General features: G+C 60.0%; 15 protein-coding genes and 1 other RNA gene. 13 read left to right on the forward strand and 3 right to left on the reverse strand.

Annotated features, from left to right (window positions below):
• Positions 1–2: 2 nt before the first annotated feature.
• From HDE72_RS17685 to HDE72_RS17695, 3 genes are all read left to right on the forward strand, one after another.
• A complete protein-coding gene (locus tag HDE72_RS17685) occupies positions 3–638 on the forward strand; it encodes a riboflavin synthase (protein ID WP_183743302.1) in 636 nt (211 codons plus the stop codon).
• A 215-nt stretch (positions 639–853) separates the two neighbouring features.
• On the forward strand, positions 854–1,189 hold the full coding sequence (locus HDE72_RS17690; protein WP_183743304.1) for a hypothetical protein: 336 nt from the start codon (positions 854–856) through the stop codon (positions 1,187–1,189).
• 172 nt (positions 1,190–1,361) lie between these two features.
• Positions 1,362–2,807 (forward strand): hypothetical protein, encoded by a 1,446-nt coding sequence (locus tag HDE72_RS17695; RefSeq protein ID WP_183743306.1) that lies wholly within the window; start codon positions 1,362–1,364, stop codon positions 2,805–2,807.
• On the opposite strand, the gene HDE72_RS17700 is transcribed toward HDE72_RS17695, so the two are convergent.
• Positions 2,804–3,229, reverse strand: a complete 426-nt coding sequence (locus tag HDE72_RS17700; protein WP_183743309.1) for an OsmC family protein — start codon at positions 3,227–3,229, stop codon at positions 2,804–2,806. The two genes, HDE72_RS17695 and HDE72_RS17700, sit on opposite strands and share 4 nt — an antisense overlap.
• A gap of 308 nt (positions 3,230–3,537) precedes the next feature.
• Between HDE72_RS17700 and ribBA the strand changes: the two genes are divergently transcribed.
• The 3 genes from ribBA to nusB all read left to right on the forward strand — a co-directional run bounded on the left by ribBA (position 3,538) and on the right by nusB (position 5,878).
• Positions 3,538–4,653 (forward strand): bifunctional 3,4-dihydroxy-2-butanone-4-phosphate synthase/GTP cyclohydrolase II, encoded by a 1,116-nt coding sequence (gene ribBA, locus HDE72_RS17705; protein WP_183743311.1) that lies wholly within the window; start codon positions 3,538–3,540, stop codon positions 4,651–4,653.
• Between the two features lie 79 nt (positions 4,654–4,732).
• Positions 4,733–5,215, forward strand: coding sequence for a 6,7-dimethyl-8-ribityllumazine synthase (gene ribH, locus HDE72_RS17710; protein ID WP_183743313.1), 483 nt, complete (start codon positions 4,733–4,735; stop codon positions 5,213–5,215).
• Positions 5,216–5,407: 192 nt separating this feature from the next.
• Positions 5,408–5,878 carry a transcription antitermination factor NusB gene (gene nusB / locus HDE72_RS17715; RefSeq protein ID WP_183743315.1) on the forward strand — a complete coding sequence of 157 codons (471 nt, stop codon included), beginning with the start codon at positions 5,408–5,410 and terminating at the stop codon, positions 5,876–5,878.
• Between the two features lie 111 nt (positions 5,879–5,989).
• Here the strand turns inward: nusB and HDE72_RS17720 are convergent, their stop codons facing one another.
• Positions 5,990–6,907 (reverse strand): lytic transglycosylase domain-containing protein, encoded by a 918-nt coding sequence (locus tag HDE72_RS17720; RefSeq protein ID WP_183743317.1) that lies wholly within the window; start codon positions 6,905–6,907, stop codon positions 5,990–5,992.
• Positions 6,908–7,382: 475 nt separating this feature from the next.
• Between HDE72_RS17720 and ubiD the strand changes: the two genes are divergently transcribed.
• From ubiD to HDE72_RS17755, 7 genes are all read left to right on the forward strand, one after another.
• On the forward strand, positions 7,383–8,867 hold the full coding sequence (gene ubiD, locus HDE72_RS17725) for a 4-hydroxy-3-polyprenylbenzoate decarboxylase (RefSeq protein WP_183743319.1): 1,485 nt from the start codon (positions 7,383–7,385) through the stop codon (positions 8,865–8,867).
• 298 nt (positions 8,868–9,165) lie between these two features.
• Positions 9,166–10,821 (forward strand): methyl-accepting chemotaxis protein, encoded by a 1,656-nt coding sequence (locus HDE72_RS17730; protein WP_183743321.1) that lies wholly within the window; start codon positions 9,166–9,168, stop codon positions 10,819–10,821.
• A gap of 37 nt (positions 10,822–10,858) precedes the next feature.
• Positions 10,859–10,957, forward strand: an RNA gene (ffs, locus tag HDE72_RS17735) — signal recognition particle sRNA small type.
• A gap of 409 nt (positions 10,958–11,366) precedes the next feature.
• Positions 11,367–13,589, forward strand: coding sequence for a DNA polymerase III subunit gamma/tau (locus HDE72_RS17740; protein ID WP_183743323.1), 2,223 nt, complete (start codon positions 11,367–11,369; stop codon positions 13,587–13,589).
• Between the two features lie 39 nt (positions 13,590–13,628).
• Positions 13,629–13,955 carry a YbaB/EbfC family nucleoid-associated protein gene (locus tag HDE72_RS17745; protein WP_183743325.1) on the forward strand — a complete coding sequence of 109 codons (327 nt, stop codon included), beginning with the start codon at positions 13,629–13,631 and terminating at the stop codon, positions 13,953–13,955.
• Positions 13,956–14,002: 47 nt separating this feature from the next.
• Entirely contained in the window at positions 14,003–14,593 is a 591-nt protein-coding gene (recR, locus tag HDE72_RS17750; RefSeq protein ID WP_034786598.1) for a recombination mediator RecR, read from the forward strand.
• Positions 14,594–14,600: 7 nt separating this feature from the next.
• Positions 14,601–15,821, forward strand: a complete 1,221-nt coding sequence (locus HDE72_RS17755; protein WP_183743327.1) for a CaiB/BaiF CoA transferase family protein — start codon at positions 14,601–14,603, stop codon at positions 15,819–15,821.
• Here HDE72_RS17755 and HDE72_RS17760 read toward each other — a convergent pair.
• Positions 15,798–17,939 (reverse strand): putative bifunctional diguanylate cyclase/phosphodiesterase, encoded by a 2,142-nt coding sequence (locus HDE72_RS17760; RefSeq protein ID WP_183743329.1) that lies wholly within the window; start codon positions 17,937–17,939, stop codon positions 15,798–15,800. The genes HDE72_RS17755 and HDE72_RS17760 overlap by 24 nt on opposite strands.
• Position 17,940: the final 1 nt, after the last annotated feature.

Genomic DNA, 17,940 nt, shown 5'->3' on the forward strand with positions numbered 1-17,940 from the left:
CCATGTTTACAGGAATTGTTGCCGCAGTCGGCAAGATTGAAACCGTATTGCCGCTCGAAGGCGGCCTCGATGCAGGCGTGCGCCTGTCTATCCACGCAGGCGGCTTGCCGCTGGCCGACGTGGCGCTGGGCGATTCGATCGCCATCAATGGCGCATGCATGACGGTGGTGGAAAAGTCGGACACCAACTTTACCGTCGACGTGTCGCGCGAAAGCCTCAATTGCACCGTGGGCCTCGACACCACCACCGAAGTGAACCTGGAAAAAGCGCTCACCCTGGCCGAGCGCCTGGGCGGCCATCTGGTCTCTGGCCACGTCGATGGCCTGGGCATCGTGCGCAAGTTCGAAGCCGTGGGCGAATCGTGGGAACTGGTCATCGAAGCGCAGCAGGACCTGGCGAAATACCTGGCCCTCAAGGGTTCCGTGGTCGTCAACGGCGTGTCGCTGACCGTCAACCGCGTGGAAGACCTGGGTCCGGGCGCCGTCAACGGCTGCCGTTTCTCGATCAACCTGATTCCCCACACCATCGCCATGACGACCTTGAAACATGTAAAGGTCGAGGCGAAAGTGAACCTGGAAATCGACTTGATCGCCCGTTATGTCGAGCGCATGTTGTCTTTGGAAAAGTCCGCGGCGTAGAACACCGACAAAACCTACTGCGCGTCGGTATAGGCGGCCTGCGATGCTCACCGTACTAAAGTACGGTTGCGCTTCTTAGCCACCTCTACCTTCCGCTCGCTACGGTTTTGTTCGGTGTCTATGCGTTTGATTTCAATTCAATATCTGAGCAGCTGGATAAAACAGTAGCTTCTGATTTGGACGGAATATTTAAAATATGATATCTGAGGCCAACGATGACTGACCATTCGTTTTATACGGACGATGAGTTTTGGAAGCATCTCAAACTGTTTAATAGCTTTTTTAATTCTTATCAGTGGCAAGATACAAAGGCGGCAAAAGATCATAACGATGAGTTTGGTGATGTCGTGACCAAAAGTGAAATTTATTTCACCAGAAGTAGCTGCGAGAGCATTGAGCGGTTAAAGTTGTCTCGTCACTCAATGGAGAAAATGTTAATGTTGTTTTTTGATGGCAACAACAAGGCAGTATTGATAGCTGAACAGTTGATTAAAGATGAATTTGATCGGACTAGGGAGGCCACTGATCGTGCATTTGCAGCCCTTAAATAGGGATGCATAATAACAACCCGTGTTGAGCCAACATGGTTAGTTGTCAATGGTGCTTGCCGAGCTTCATCAGGGTGAGCATGCTAGTACGCTAAAACCCCTGACCACTGTCAGGCGTGCGTTGCTTTTTCTTCAGAGACGCATACTATGAAGCTTTCCGCAGTGGAGGGCTGTCATGGATCCGATTTCGCGCGCGACCTTGCCTAATATCATCCCGGCCACACCCAAGGTGGGGCAGGCCGGTGCGCTGGCGCCAGTGTCTCCCACTGCGGCTGCAAATATAGCAATCCCCCTGGTTTCTTCTACCCTGGTCGATATTTCGCCGTTGGGACAGTTTTTGTCTGGCGTAGCCTTGTCGCGCCGGCAGTTGCTGGCCCTGCAGGGCGCCACCGATGAGGCCAGCCAGGGCGCGGCGCCCGTCAACCGCGATGCCGATCTGGTGGCGCTGGCCCAGCAATTGACGCAATCGTTTGCCCAGCTGCAAACCAGCGGTATCGACGCCAGCCAGTTATTGACGGGCGATCCGCAAAACAACCTTGCCCAACGTTACGATTTGCTGGCTGGCGACGGCAGCACGGATACGGCGGCTGCGCTGGCCCAGGATGGTTCCTTGCTGACGCAGGCGGACCTGGCCGGCATCGGTATCGATCTGCGCAATGAACAAGTCGACGCGCCAATACTGCAGGCGGCGTATGCGGCCGACAGTGGCGCCACCTTGGACGCCTTGCAGCAGGGAACGGATGTGCTGGCCCAGGTGGGCGCCGTGCTGGCCCAGCAGCAGGGCGGGCTGGCGGCCACCACGGCGGCCGTCGAAGCGGACTTGAGCGGCGAGGCCGTGCCGGCAGTACCCTTGTCGGCAGCGCAATTGCAGGCACAAGTGCAAGCCCAGACCGATAGCCGGATTTTGAACGATGAGCAAGCCTTGCAGCAGGTGGACGCTATTACACAGCGGCAACTGGAAGTGCAGCAGCAACTGGAAACGGAAGAGCTGACCCAGGGCTTGCAGGAAGCCCAGCGGCAGCAGTTGCAGCAGGCCGGCATTGCGCAGACTCAACCGCAGGGCCAGCAGCAAGATCAGTTGCAGGCGCAGCGTATCGACAGTCAGCGTATCGATACCCAGCGTCTCGATACCGAGCGCCAGGACCAGCAGCAGGTATCGGCAAGAATGGACGAGGCACGGCTGGACGATGTGCGGCAAACCCAGTTGCAGCAGTCGCAGCTGCAACAGCAGGCGCAAGTGGCGGCCGACGAGGCGGCGCGGGCGCAGCTGGCGGCCAGCGATGCGCAAATCGCTGCCCAAGCGGCGGCCGACCGTGCGCAAGCGCTGGCCAGCCAGTTGCAATTGCAGGCCGATCAGGGATGGGCGACGACTGCGCAGGCGGAGCAGGCGCAGCAAAATGCGCAGGCGCAGCAGCTCGCCGCCCAGAACGCGGGCCAGGCCGTGCCTTTGCCCTCATCGCAAGATCCGTCCGTGGCAGCGGCCATTGCTGCTTATAACCTGAACAATGTTGCCTTGAATCCCGGCTTGATGAACCGGTCCCTGCCAGCCAGCGAGTCGCAAAAGCCGCTGGTGGCGCCCGTTGCGCCTGTAGAACCGGTCAAGCCGGTGCCGAAGATTTAAGGCAGCAGGGTCGCGTCCAGGGTGATATTGGCTTTCAGCAGTTTCGATACGGGGCAGCCGGCCTTGGCCTTGGCTGTCAATTCCGCAAATTTTGCCTGGTCGGCGCCTGGAATCTTGGCTTTCAGCACCAGGTGCACGGCCGTGATGGCAAAACCGTCGTCGGCCTTGTCGAGCGTGACTTCCGCCGTGGTGTCCATTTTTTCTGCCGTCAGGCCCGCTTCGCCGAGGATCAGCGACAAGGCCATGGTGAAGCAGCCCGCGTGGGCCGCGCCGATCAATTCTTCGGGATTGGTGCCGGGCTTGCCTTCGAAGCGGCTGGCAAAGCCGTAGGGATAGTCTTGCAATGCGCCGCTGCGGGTGCTGATGGCGCCCTTGCCATCCTTGATGCCGCCTGACCAGATGGCCGATCCATTAGTTTTCATGCTGCCGCTCCTGTGTGTGGGGTGGAAGAACAGAGGGAGATGCGGGAGAGTGCGGGGAAGCGCCGATGCTGTCTGGCAGGCCAATCTTAGGCCATTTGAGCAGACTGCGCCGCGCGGCTGGCTGGCGCAAGATCGCAGCAGTAGCATGTTGCCGGGCCGGCACGATGTTTGCGGAGGTGCGGTCTATTTCAGGTTTGCAATCGCTAAATCCTTTAAAATAGCAGGTTATAAGAAAATTCCCGGAAATGCGCGGAAGTTTCGCAGATGCTGTTCCAGTTTCAATGTCCGTTTCACTAAGAGGATCAAAGATGTCTATTTCCAGCACCGAAGAGATCGTCGCCGAATTGCGCGCCGGCCGCATGGTGATACTGGTCGATGAAGAAGACCGGGAAAATGAGGGCGATCTGGTGCTTGCCGCCGATTTCGTGACGCCTGAAGCAATCAATTTCATGATCACCCACGCGCGTGGCCTGGTCTGCCTGACCCTGACGGAAGAGCGTTGCGACGAGCTGAATCTGTCGATGATGACCTCGCGCAATGGCACCGCCTATGGCACCAACTTCACCGTCTCCATCGAGGCAGCCGAAGGCGTGACGACCGGTATTTCCGCCGCCGACCGCGCCAAGACCATCGAAGTGGCCGTTGCCAAGGGCACGCAGCCTAGCGATATCGTCCAGCCTGGCCATATCTTCCCTTTGAAAGCGCAAAAGGGCGGCGTGCTGATGCGCGCAGGCCATACCGAAGCCGGTTGCGACCTGACGGCCATGGCCGGCCTGACGCCCGCTTCCGTGATTTGCGAAATCATGAAGGACGACGGCACCATGGCGCGCCTGCCAGACTTGCTGGTGTTTGCCGAGCAACATGGCTTGAAGATCGGCACGATTGCCGACCTGATCCATTACCGCAGCCAGACCGAGTCGCTGGTCGAGCGTGTTGCCGAGCGCACCTTGCGCACGGCCCATGGCGATTTCCGTTTGATCGCCTTCCGCGACAAGCCTAGCGCCTCGGCCCATCTGGCGCTGGTGCATGGCGATCTGGCCCCTGGCCTGGAAGCGCTGGTGCGCGTGCATCAGCCGGTTTCCCTGCTGGACGTGCTGGAAAGCGAAGCGACCACCCACTCGTGGACGGTGGCAGCCTCGCTGGCAGCGATCAAAAAAGCCGAGCGCGGCGTGATGGTGCTGTTGAACTGCGGCGAAACGTCGGGCGAGCTGTTTGCCCAGTTCACCGCACTCGATACGCCGCAAGCCAAGCCGAAAGGCCGCGCGGCCAGCATGGACCTGCGCAGCTACGGCATCGGCGCGCAAATCCTGCGCGACCTGGGCGTGAGCAAGATGCAATTGCTGGCCAGCCCGCGCAAGATGCCGTCGATGGTCGGTTTTGACCTGGAAGTGACGGGTTTTCAGTGCCATCCGGGCCAGCAGTAAACAATAGTAGTAACGAATACAATTGATGCAATACAGTGCCAGGCACAGCCGGCGCTGATCACCAGATAAGAGGATCATCATGACTGTAGGAACATATGAAACCAATTTTGCCGGCGAAGGTTTGCGCGTCGGTATCGTCCAGGCACGATTCAATGAAATCGTCGGTGGTGGCTTGCTGTCGGCATGCCTGGGTGAGTTGAGCAAGCTGGGCGTGGCCGATGAAGATATCCTGCACGTGACCGTGCCGGGCGCCCTTGAAATCCCACTGATTCTGCAAAAAATGGCAGAAACCGAGCAATTCGACGCCCTGATCGCACTGGGCGCCGTGATTCGCGGTGAAACCTACCACTTTGAGCTGGTATCGAATGAATCCGGTGCGGGCATTACCCGTGTCGGCCTCGATTACGGCATCCCGATCGCCAACGCCGTGTTGACGACCGAAAACGACGAGCAAGCGGAAGTGCGCATGCTGGTCAAGGGTGCGGAAGCAGCCCGCGTGGCAGTGGAAATGGCCAATCTGGCGCAAGCGCTAGAAGAGTTGCAAGACGTCGACGAAGATTAAGCGCGTGTGATAAGCACGCCATGGCTGCGTTGCAAGGTCTCGCCGTACAATCGTACTGTCTTCGACCTTGCGCCTTGCCCTGACATGCTTCTCACGCCCGCTTGAGTTGTTGGCGACGGGTAAGTTTTAACAATATCGTGGCCAATCTCGTCGGCATATGTAGTGAACAAGTAATTAAGAACAGGTAACAACATGACTGAGAAAAATTTGCTCGCCAACCCCAGCAAGAACCGCACGCCGCGTCACCGCGCGCGCGAGTTTGCGCTGCAGGGGCTGTACCAGTGGCTGCTGAACAATGAGGACGCGACCACGGTCGTCAATCATATCCGCGCCGCACATGGCTTCGACAAGGCGGACGGCGATCATTTCACGGTGCTGCTGTACGGCGCCATCAAGGATTCGCTGGCGCTGCGTGCCAGCGTGGCCCCATTGATCGACCGCGATATCGCTGAACTGTCGCCGATCGAACACGGCATCTTGCTGATCGGCGCTTACGAGCTGAAAAACAACGTGGAAATTCCTTACCGCGTCGTCATCAACGAAGCGGTCGAACTGGCCAAATCGTTTGGCGGTATCGACGGTCACAAATATGTGAACGGCGTACTGGACAAGCTGGCCGTGACGTTCCGCGAAGAAGAAGTCAGCGCCAACAAGCGCAAGTAAGCAGAAGTAAATACGCCTGCGCTGCTCATCGCGCAGGCGAGAAAAAAGCCACCGGCACGCAAGTGCCCGGTGGCTTTTTTACTGAACGCCCCTGTGAGGGCTTTTAAAGGGTCACAGGCCGGCGATACTGTTACTAGGCATAACTTTGATGGTCAGCGAGCCGGTGTCCTTGGCTGGCATGATGACCGGCGCTGGCGCGTTCGCCGCCATCACCGAACCATTGGTCGGCACGCGCTGGCCAGTCGAGACCTGTTTCAGGCGGCGGTATTCAGCCAGCACGCGCGAGCCGTAGCCCGAATCGGTGGCAAAGCCTGCTGCGCCCACATAGGTTTTCAGGCCGGCTTCCACCGAACCGCCACGCGTCACATAGTCTTTCAGGATCAGCGAGCCCACACGGATGTTGGCCACTGGATTCAAGGCTGCTTGTACGCCGCCCATGTCCTGGAATTTTTCGTGGTGTATTTTCGACATCACCTGCATCAGGCCTTGTGCGCCGACCGGGCTTTCCGCGAACGGATTCAAGCCCGATTCGATGGCCATCACGGCCAGGATCAGCAGCGGGTCGAGTTTGATTTCACGCGCCGTCAGATAGGCCGTCGAGACCAGCATATTGGTGGCGTCGTTGGCGACACGGTAACGTTTCGACAACCAGGTCGTGACCCATTGCTGTTGGCGTTGCGTGCCCAGCAAGGCTTTTTCTTCCTTGCTCAGCGGCGCTTCGTTGGCGGCGGTCTGGACGGAAGCAGGCGCTTCCATCAGTGCCGACAAATGCGGCGCTTCAACGGCCTGTGCTTCTGCCATCGGCAGCGGAAACAGGCTGTGCGTCAGTTGCTTACCCAGGTCAGGGCGGAACATCAGCAGGGCGATCAGTGCAAGTGCGGAAATACCGAAAACTGTCAATGTATGTTGTGCCGTGGCTAATACGCCACGCGCTGAAATGGCCTTTGCGCGCGCAAGCAATTGCGCTAACGCTGGCTGGCCCGCCACGGTTGAAGCATCAAACGACGCTTCGGTGCTGCGATGAGTCATAGAGTTCCCCTGAAATGTCGCGTCAACAGGCAGTCCCTCCGCGGTCTCGCGGTACGGTACTGCCAATGCCGTGCATCAGAAATATCACCGTCTGTCGCCGCGTGTAGGGTGCGCGCGAGAGACGCCGTCATTGTTTGCTTGAGCTGATCGGTCCCTGTGGTATTGGATCAGTTGCAATACAACTTCTTACCGGGGGTAAGGCAGACGCCTTTTGAAAACACTCCTTAAAATGTCATGTGGAGCCCCGACTCCGTGAATGAATGAGAGACGCTAAAATCAAGCCCTGGGCCGGCGTCCTCTTCAAGTTGGGCGAATTGTAGAAGCCGTTTTATATCAAGTCAATACTAACGAATCGATTCTTTATTACTTTTATGTCTTACTTTTTCTCTTGCATTGTGCCAAAAGCCAATAAAATCAATTACTTGGCATAGATCCTTCAGCAACGGCGTCCGACGTCAAAAAAAATTAAAAACACATGAAATATTCAGATTTGCGAGATTTTATTTCTCAACTGCAAGAAATGGGTGAACTTAAGACCATTTCCACCCCTATTTCACCCTATTTGGAGATGACGGAGGTCTGCGACCGCACTTTGCGGGCTGGCGGACCGGCCTTGCTGTTCCAGAATCCGACCGGCCACAACATCCCCGTGCTGGGCAATCTGTTCGGCACGACGCGCAGGGTCGCGCTGGGCATGGGCGCCGAAGATGTCAGCGAGCTGCGCAAGATCGGTCACGTGCTGGCGCGCCTGAAGGAGCCGGAGCCGCCCAAGGATTTCAAGGATTTGCTGGGCCTGGGTTCGCTGGTCAAAGCCGTCTGGGATATGTCGCCCAAGGAACTGCGCGGCGCCAAATGCCAGGAAATCGTCTGGGAAGGCAATGATGTGGACCTGGCGCGCCTGCCTATCCAGCATTGCTGGCCGGGTGATATCGCCCCACTGATTACCTGGGGCCTGGTAATTACCAAGGGCCCGAACAAGAAGCGCCAGAACCTGGGCATTTATCGTCAACAAGTATTGGGCCGCAACAAGGTCATCATGCGCTGGCTGGCGCACCGGGGCGGGGCGCTGGACTTCCGCGAGCACGCGATCCAGAACAAGGGCAAGCCGTATCCGATCGCCGTTGCGCTGGGCGCCGATCCCGCTACTATATTAGGGGCCGTCACGCCGGTGCCGGACAGCCTGTCCGAATACCAGTTCGCCGGCTTGCTGCGCGGCAGCCGCACCGAGCTGGTGAAGGCCATCGGCAGCGAGCTGCGCGTGCCCGCGTCCGCTGAAATCGTGCTCGAAGGCCATATCTATCCTGACGAAAACCATCCTAGCGGCTATGAACATGCGCTTGAAGGCCCGTACGGCGACCATACCGGCTATTACAATGAGCAGGACAGCTTCCCGGTATTTACCATCGACCGCATCACCATGCGCCGCGATCCGATTTACCACTCTACGTATACAGGCAAACCGCCCGATGAGCCGGCCGTGCTGGGCCTGGCGCTGAACGAAGTGTTCGTGCCGCTGCTGCAAAAGCAGTTCAGCGAGATTACGGATTTTTATCTGCCACCCGAAGGCTGCAGCTACCGCATGGCCGTGGTGCAGATCAAGAAGCAGTACGCGGGCCACGCCAAGCGCGTGATGTTCGGTGTGTGGAGTTTCTTGCGCCAGTTCATGTATACCAAGTTCATCGTGGTGGTCGATGAAGACGTCAATATCCGCGACTGGAAAGAAGTCATCTGGGCCATCACCACGCGAGTCGACCCGATCCGCGATACCACCCTGGTCGATAACACGCCGATCGATTACCTGGACTTTGCTTCGCCGATCAGCGGCCTGGGCAGCAAGATGGGTATCGACGCCACCAATAAATGGCCGGGCGAAACCACGCGCGAGTGGGGCACGACGATTGCCATGACGCCGGAAGTGAAGGCGCGGGTCGATACCATCTGGCAAGAGCTGGGCTTGTAGCAGGGCTTGTCGTCTCGCGCATATGCGGACTTCCCGTATTGGTTTTTAATTAAATTCCTGCCAAAATCATGCCCTACGGCAATATTTTTTGCCGTCGGGTGGATAAAAACCTTCCACCAGCAAGCAAGCTGCCCAGGACTGGCCCATGCGATGGGCCTGCGGGCGCTGCCTTTTCCCTATTGAGCAGGCTACTACTGCATGCCAACTGGCGTGCCTAGTCTTGACATGTCAGCGTCGCTGGAGCGGCCCTGAGGCATGTGCACGCCCTCATGATCTGTCGTTGAATGGAATTGTACGCATGAAAAATTTGAAAATCGGTACCCGGCTTGCCGTGGGCTACGCTGTGGTCTTGTTATTGCTGGCGGCGCTGGTCGTGATTGGCCTCATGCGTTTGCAAGCGGCCAGCGATATGACCTCAAACATGGTGCATGGCACGGTCAGGAACCAGCGTCTGGTGGCGGAATGGGCGCAGCTGATACAGGTCAATGTGACGCGCACGGAAGCGATGTGGAAAGCCGCCGATCCTGCCGACCAGCAAAAGTTCGCGCAACAGATCGAGCAAGCCTTGCCGCGCCTGGCGCAATTGCAAGAGCAGATAGGCGCCGACCTGATCCATCTCGATGCGCGGGCCGCCTACGCCGAGGTGGTCAGCCGCCGCAGCGCTTTTACGGCCGCGCGCGAGGCCTTGACCAAGACCGTGCATGCCGGTGACCGTGAGCTGGGGCGGCAGATTTTTGATGGCAGCTTCATGCCGAGCGCACTCGTGTATCTGGACTCCATCAAAAAGTTATCTGAAGTGCAAATTCATGCGGCCGATGAGGTTGCCGATGGCGTGCTGGCCTCATATCAGGGCACGCGTTTCACCTTGCTGGCGCTGGGCTTGCTGGCCCTGGCCATGGGCATCGCCTTTGCCATCTGGATCACGCGTTCGATTACCGGGCCGCTGGCGCGCGCCGTCAAGGTGGCGGAAACGGTGTCGTCGGGTGACTTGAGCAGCCAGATAGATGTCGATAGCCGCGATGAAACCGGGCAATTGATGCACGCGCTGAAAGTCATGAACGATAGCCTGGCCAATATCGTGGGCGAAGTGCGGGTGGGCACGGACAATATCGCTACCGCTTCCGGCGAAATTGCCGCTGGTAACCAGGATTTGTCTGCGCGCACGGAACAGCAAGCCAGTTCGCTGGAAGAGACGGCTTCGTCCATGGAAGAGCTGACCTCGACCGTACGGCAAAACGTCGACAATGCGCGCAAGGCTAGGAAGCTGGCGGGCGACGCGGCCCAGATCGCCAGCCAGGGCGGTGCGATCTCGGCGCAAGTGATAGCGACCATGAATTCGATCAATGATTCCTCGCGCAAGATCGTCGACATCATCGGCGTGATCGATGGCCTGGCCTTCCAGACCAATATCCTGGCTTTGAATGCGGCGGTCGAGGCGGCGCGCGCCGGTGAGCAGGGGCGCGGCTTTGCCGTGGTCGCCACCGAAGTGCGCAGCCTGGCGCAACGCTCGTCGGCGGCCGCCAAGGAAATCAAGGGCTTGATCGATGACTCGGTGGCGCGGGTCGATGCCGGTTCCATCCTGGTCAACAAGGCGGGCTCTACGATGCAAGACATCGTGCAGAGCATTACTTTCGTTACCGATATCATGGGTGAAATTAACGATGCCAGCGAAGAACAAAGCGCGGGCATCGAACAAGTCAATCAAGCGATCCATGAGATGGATCAAGTGACCCAGCAAAATGCGGCGCTGGTGGAAGAAGCGTCGGCGGCGGCCGAGGCGATGCAAACGCAGGCGGACCAGCTGGCGCAGGTGGTCAGCGTGTTCAGGCTGGGTGGTGTGCAGGCGCGGCAGCGGATAACGCAGCCGCAGCCGCAGCCGCAGCCGCAGCCGCTGGCTCGGGCGCTGCCAGTGAAGGCGGCTGTGACGGGGCTGAGTGAATGGGAAACATTCTAAGCCCACAGGCTAGCCTGAATCGGTTATAATTACTCCCGGCGGGCCCCTGCGCATCGTGGCATGGCTAACCTGGTCAGGTCGGGAACGAAGCAGCCACGGCTATTAACCATGAGTGCCGCAGATCAGGCTCGCCTCCTTCGGGAAACAATAAAAAAGCTGCCATTGGCAGCTTTTGTTTTTTCTGCGCCGTTTTTCCATTCCCCTTTACGTCACTCATCGCTGATTCCGCTTCATACTTGCATACTCTTGTTGCATGGTTGGGCAGTCACATACAGCGTCAGCCTGTCGCGCTCGGCCGCGGGTCGGAATAACAGGGAAAACATAGGGTAGGAAAGGACGAGTTTTTTCATTTTTGTTCATTCAGTGAAAGGCAAAATTGCTAGCCATGCCTATCGTTTTAGCTAATCCCCGCGCAGCTTGTTACAATTCTCCTTTTGGAATCTCCCGGTCGCCTCCTGGCTGTCTCTTTTTTGCATCTGGCCTTGTTCTCGCGGGCTGGTGCAGCCGAGGCCCTTCGCACCTGTTATCTACGGTAAAATCTCAGCATGTCCTATCAAGTCCTCGCCCGTAAATACCGCCCCAAGAACTTCGAGACCCTCGTCGGCCAGGAGCACGTCGTGCGCGCGCTCACGCATGCGCTGCATAGCGGCCGTTTGCACCACGCCTATCTGTTCACGGGGACGCGCGGCGTCGGCAAGACGACCTTGTCGCGCATCCTGGCCAAATCGCTCAATTGCATCGGTCCCGACGGCACGGGCGGCATCACGGCCCAGCCTTGCGGCGTGTGCGAAGCGTGCACGGCCATCGATGCGGGACGCTTTGTCGACTATATCGAGATGGATGCGGCCTCGAACCGCGGCGTCGATGAAATGGCGCAGTTGCTGGAACAGGCCGTGTATGCACCGAGCAATGCGCGCTTCAAGGTCTATATGATCGATGAGGTGCACATGCTGACCAACCACGCCTTCAACTCCATGCTGAAGACGCTGGAAGAGCCGCCCGAGCACGTGAAATTCATTTTGGCGACGACGGACCCGCAAAAGATTCCCGTCACCGTGCTGTCGCGCTGCCTGCAGTTCAACCTCAAGCAGATGCCGCCTGGCCACATCATCAGCCACCTGGACAATATCCTGGGCCAAGAGGGGATTACCTTTGAACAGCCGGCCTTGCGCCTGCTGGCCCAGGGCGCCCACGGTTCCATGCGCGACGCCTTATCCTTGACGGACCAGGCGATTGCCTATGCGGCCGGTGAAGTGACGCTCGATGCCGTGCAAGGCATGCTCGGCGCGCTCGATCAATCGTATCTGGTGCGTCTGCTCGATGCACTGGCGAAACAGGATGGCGCCGATCTGCTGGCCGTGGCCGATGAAATGGCCTCGCGCAGCCTGTCGTACAACGGCGCCCTGCAAGACCTGGGCACCTTGCTGCACCGTATTGCGCTGGCGCAAACCGTGCCCGCCGCCGTGCCGCAGGACTTGCCGGAATACGCCGACATCGTGCGCCTGGCCGCTGCTTTCGATGCGGAAGAAGTACAGTTGTTTTACCAGATCGCCGTGCACGGCCGCAATGAACTGGGCCTGGCGCCCGACGAATACGCGGGCTTTTCCATGACCTTGCTGCGCATGCTGGCCTTTCGGCCCGGCATAGGCGGCGCCGAGGGTGTGCCGGCCGCCGCGCCGGCTTTTTCATCCACCCCTGCACCGGGCAACCGTCCTGCCGCCGCTGCCGCGCGTGCCGCCAGTGCGCCGCCGCCAGCGCGCGCCGCCGTGAATCAGGCCGCCAGCCATGCCGCTGTGATTCCACAGCCGGTGGTGGCTGCAGCTGCCAGCGTGGTCCGCGCTGAAGCGCCGCCGCCAGCGGCAGCGCCTGCAACTCCAGCCGCGCCTCTCAGTTCTGCCCGTGCTGCCATCAATGCGGCGCTGGAAGCGGCCCGTGCCGCCTCGAAAGGCCGTCCTGGCAGCGCCCCATCGGCGCCATCGTCCGCACCGAAGGCGGCTGCGCCCGAGCCGGTAGCACCTGCCGCAGCGCTTGCTGCAGCACCGGCGGCACCCGTTGCGCCGCCACCGGTCGCCGCCAAGGCGCCAGCGCCGTGGGACGATGCACCGACGCAAACGCCAGCAGTGGCTGCACCTGCACCGCAGCGCCAGGCGCCGCCACCCAAGCCAGCGGAACCTGACGACGACTTGCCGCCCTGGGTCACCGAATTTTCCGACGATAGCGCATCAAGCGCCGTGCAAAGCCATGCACCGCAACACCATGCACCGGCCGAACAGCCTGCCGTGGTGATGCCGCAGCGCGCCGCCAAGCAGGCTGCGCCCAGCGCACCGTATGTGATCACGCCCGTGCCCGGCCTGGACTGGGACGGCAACTGGCCCGCAGTGGCGGCCGTGCTGCCCCTGCGCGGGGTGGCCCAGCAACTGGCCGTGCAGGCCGAGCTGATCGAATGCCTGCACGATGGCCACAGCACCACTTTCCGCTTGCGCGTGCCGATCGACACCTGGCGCAGCCCGGCCAATGTGGAAAAACTGGCGACGGCGCTCACCGAGCGTTTCGGTCGCAAGGTCGGCGTCGATACGGAACTGGGCGCCGTCTGGTACACGGCCAGCGCCGAAGCGCAGGCCCACCGCGAAGCTTGCCAGCTGCAGGCCGAGGAGACCATCGCCAGCGACCCCTTTGTACTCGATATGAAGCGGGCATTCGACGCCTTCGTGGTGCCGGGCACGATTACGCCAGCGCCGGCGGGCGCTGTGGCACCAACCCTGCATTAATTTATTACATTCTTTTTGAACTGATATGGAGTACTTCTTATGATGAAAAATCAACTGGCTGGCCTGATGAAGCAGGCGCAAGCAATGCAAGACAATATGAAAAAAGCCCAGGACCAACTGGCGCAGGTGGAAGTGGAAGGCCAGTCCGGCGCCGGCCTGGTGAAAATCGTCATGACCTGCAAAAACGATGTGAAACGCGTTTCCATCGATCCATCCTTGCTGGCTGATGACAAGGACATGCTGGAAGACCTGGTCGCCGCCGCCTTCAACGACGCCGTGCGCAAGGCTGAAGCCACCTCTGCCGAAAAAATGGCAGGCTTGACCGGTGGCATGAATTTGCCAGCTGGCTTCAAAATGCCATTCTGATGATAGAGCGCATGCGTCCGTTCAGCGCGACTGGAGCCGCTTGATCCATGTCCAAGTCGCTTGAATTCTTGACCGAGGCGCTGCGGCGCCTGCCCGGCGTCGGCCCCAAGTCGGCGCAGCGCATGGCATTTCATTTGTTGCAGCACGACCGGGAAGGCGCGGCCATGCTGTCGCGCGCCCTGTTCCAGGCCGTTGATGCCGTGCATCACTGCGGCCTGTGCAACACCTTTACCGAACACGAAGTGTGCGAGACCTGTCTCGACGAAGAGCGCGACAAGCGCTTGCTATGCGTGGTGGAAACCCCGGCCGACCAGCTGATGATAGAGCAGACGCTGACCTACAAGGGCCTGTATTTCGTGCTGATGGGGCGCTTGTCGCCACTCGACGGCATCGGTCCGAAAGATATCCACCTCGAAAAATTACTCAACCGCGCCAACGATGGCGTGGTCGGCGAAGTGGTGCTGGCCACCAACTTTACCAATGAAGGCGAAGCGACCGCCCATTACATCAGCGAAATGCTCAAGGCGCGCGGCTTGCGCGTGAGCCGCCTGGCGCGCGGCGTGCCGGTGGGCGGCGAACTGGAATACGTGGACGCAGGCACGATAGCCCGCGCCATGCTCGACCGCAGGGCAACCTGAGCACAACATGACAGAATCCTCCGCGAACGCTGGTCCCTTGACGGGCATCAAAGTCCTGGAACTGGGCACCCTGATCGCGGGGCCGTTCTGCGCCCGCATGCTGGCCGAATTCGGCGCCGACGTGATCAAGATCGAGTCGCCCGATGGCGGCGACCCCATCCGCACCTGGCGCGTGCTGAAAGATGGCACCTCGCTATGGTGGTCGGTGCAGGCGCGCAACAAGAAGAGCCTGACCCTGAACCTGAAGTCCGGGCAGGGCCGGGCCATCGCCCGCCAGCTGGCGCTGGAAGCAGACATCATCATCGAGAACTACCGCCCCGGCGTGCTGGAAAAGTGGGATCTCGGCTATGAACAGCTGAAGCAGATCAAACCTTCGCTGATCATGGTGCGCCTGTCCGGCTTTGGCCAGACGGGCCCGATGAAAGACTTGCCGGGCTTTGGCGCCATCGGCGAGTCGATGGGCGGCTTGCGTTATGTGTCCGGCTTTGCCGACCGTCCACCGGTGCGCGTGGGCGTGTCCATCGGCGACTCGGTGGCGGCGTTGCACGGCGTGATCGGCGCCATGATGGCCTTGCGCCACCGCGATGTGACCGGCGGGGTGGCCTCCGGGGTAGGGCAGATGGTCGACGTGGCCCTGTATGAATCCGTGTTCAACCTGATGGAGTCGCTGGTGCCCGAATACGACCAGGCGGGCGTGGTGCGCGAGCGCACGGGCGGTTCCCTGCCCGGCATCGTGCCCTCGAATACCTACACCACCGGCGATGGCGAAAACATCGTGATCGCCGGTAATGGCGACGCCATCTTCAAGCGTTTGATGCTGGCCATGGGCCGCATCGACATGGCCGGCGACCCGCAACTGGCCCGCAACGATGGCCGGGTGGCCCGCACGCAAGAGATCGATGATGCTATCGGCGCCTGGTGCGCCACGCACACTATCGATAGCGCCCTGGCCGTGCTGAAGGCGGCCGACGTTCCTGCCGGTAAAATTTACTCGGTGCGCGACATGATGAGCGACCCGCAGTTTCTCGCCAGGGAGATGTTTGAACAGCACCAGTTTGCCGATGGCACGCCCGTGAAATTGCCGGCCATCAGCCCGAAACTGTCGGCCACGCCGGGCAAGACCCAGTGGCTGGGCCCGGAGCTGGGCCAGCATAATGATGAAGTATTGGCCTCGCTGGGCTTTGATGCGGCGGCGATTGCGCAGTTAAAAGCCGATGGCGTTGTGTAGCAGGCTAGCCTGTCTGGCCAGCATGGCCGTGATCGTATCGTGCGGTGAAGGGTGGCCCAGGAAATAACCCTGGGCCATGTCGCAGCCATATTCTTGCAGCATCAGCAACTGTTCTGCTGTTTCCACGCCCTCGGCCACCACCACCATCTTCAAACCATGCGCCATGGCGATGATGGCGCGCGTGATGGCGGCGTTTTCCGTATCCTGCGGTAAGCCGGCAATAAAACTCTTGTCGATCTTCAAGGCCCGCACATCAAAACGTTTTAAATAATTCATCGACGAATAGCCCGTGCCGAAGTCGTCGATGGACAGATAGACGCCGATGCTGCGCAATTGCTCCAGGGTCACCATGGTGGCGCGCGCATCGTCCATCAAAGTGCCTTCCGTCAATTCCAGTTCCAGCAGGCGCGCGTCCAGGCCCGTATCGGCCAGTACCGATAGCACGATTTGCGTCAGGTTTTCATCCTTGAATTGCTTGGCCGACAGATTGACGGCCATGCGGATGGTCTGGCCGCCTTCGCTTTGCCAGGCCCTGGCCTGCTTGCAGGCCGTGCGCAGCACCCATTCGCCGATGGGCACGATCAGCCCGGTTTCCTCGGCCAGCGGAATGAATTCGGTAGGGGAAATAATGCCCCGTTCCGGATGGCGCCAGCGCACCAGCGCTTCCACCCCCACGATCTGCGCGCTGGGCACGTCGATCTGCGGCTGGTACAGCAAATACAGCTCATTGTTTTGCAGCGCCTTGCGCAAACCCACTTCCATCTTGACGTGGCTCATGATTTCCATCGTCAAGGATGAGCTGTACAGCTTGGCGTTATTCTTGCCGCAATTCTTGGCGTGGTACATGGCCGTGTCCGCGTATTTCAGCAGCGAATTGCAATCCTCGCCATCTTCCGGATACAGCGAGATGCCGATGCTGGCCGTGACGAAAATCTCGTGCGCGTCGATCATGAACGGGCGGCGCATGGCTTCCTTCACCCGGTGCGCCACATTGAGCGCGTCTTCCACCCGTTCCAGGTCGGGGATCAGGATGGTGAATTCGTCGCCGCCCAGGCGCGCCAGGTTGCTGGCTGTCTGGGTAGTGTCGAGTGCATGTTCGGCGCGCAGCACCACGTCGCTGGGACGCACGGTGTCGCGCAGACGCTCCGATACCATCTTGAGTAAATGGTCGCCCACGTCATGGCCCAGGGTGTCGTTGACGCGCTTGAAGGCGTCCAGGTCCATGAACAGCACGGCAAATTTCTTGCCGTGTTCGCGCGAGTGGGCCAGTTCGCGTTCCAGGGTTTCCAAAAAGGCCTGGCGGTTCGGGATGCCCGTCAGGCTGTCGCAGTAGGCCAGGCGGCGTATCTGTTCTTCGGTACGCTTGCGTTCGCTGATATCGCGCACCAGGCCCAGCACTTCATCGGCGCCCGTGCTGACCAGGCGCGCCTCGAAGTGGCGCGTGGTGTTCTCGTGCGTGAGCGTGTAGTCGAGCGAGGCGATATGCTGGGTGGACAGCACGGCGCGCATCTGCTCGAGCAGGCGCGCGGCGATCTCGGGCGGCAGCACTTCGCTGATATGCGAGCCCACGCAATCGTCGATTGAAAAGCCGGCGCTGGCGTCCGGACCCTGTTCGTAATCGAGATAAAAGCCATCGCGGTTCAAGCGGAAAAACGTGTCGGGGATGGCCGCCAGCACGGCGCGGTTGTGGGCGTCGGCGATGCGCAGGCGGGCGATGGCGTCGCTGGCGCGCAGCACGTACAGCACGCGGTGGCCAAGTAGCGGCCAGTTGATCGGCTTGGAAATGAAATCGGTGGCGCCCACTTCGTAGGCGCGCGTGACGGAGGCCAGTTCATCGCCGCCGGTGACCATGATGATGGGCACGCTGCCACTGGCCTGCGATTCCTGGCGGCGGATTTCGCGGCACACGGCAAAGCCGTCCAGGGCCGGCATGTCAACGTCGAGCATGACCAGGTCCGGCCCGCTGTGCTTGTAGCAAGCCAGCGCCTGCACGCCATCTTCCGCTTCGATCACGTCCAGGCCCACCTGGGTCAGCATTTGCCGCATCAGCAAACGCATCACGGGATCGTCATCGGCCACCAGCACCAGGCCGCGTTTGGATGAGGAGGGCGCTGTCATG

It is taken from the genome of Janthinobacterium saanense (genome assembly GCF_014200675.1).
Taxonomy (GTDB): domain Bacteria; phylum Pseudomonadota; class Gammaproteobacteria; order Burkholderiales; family Burkholderiaceae_D; genus Janthinobacterium.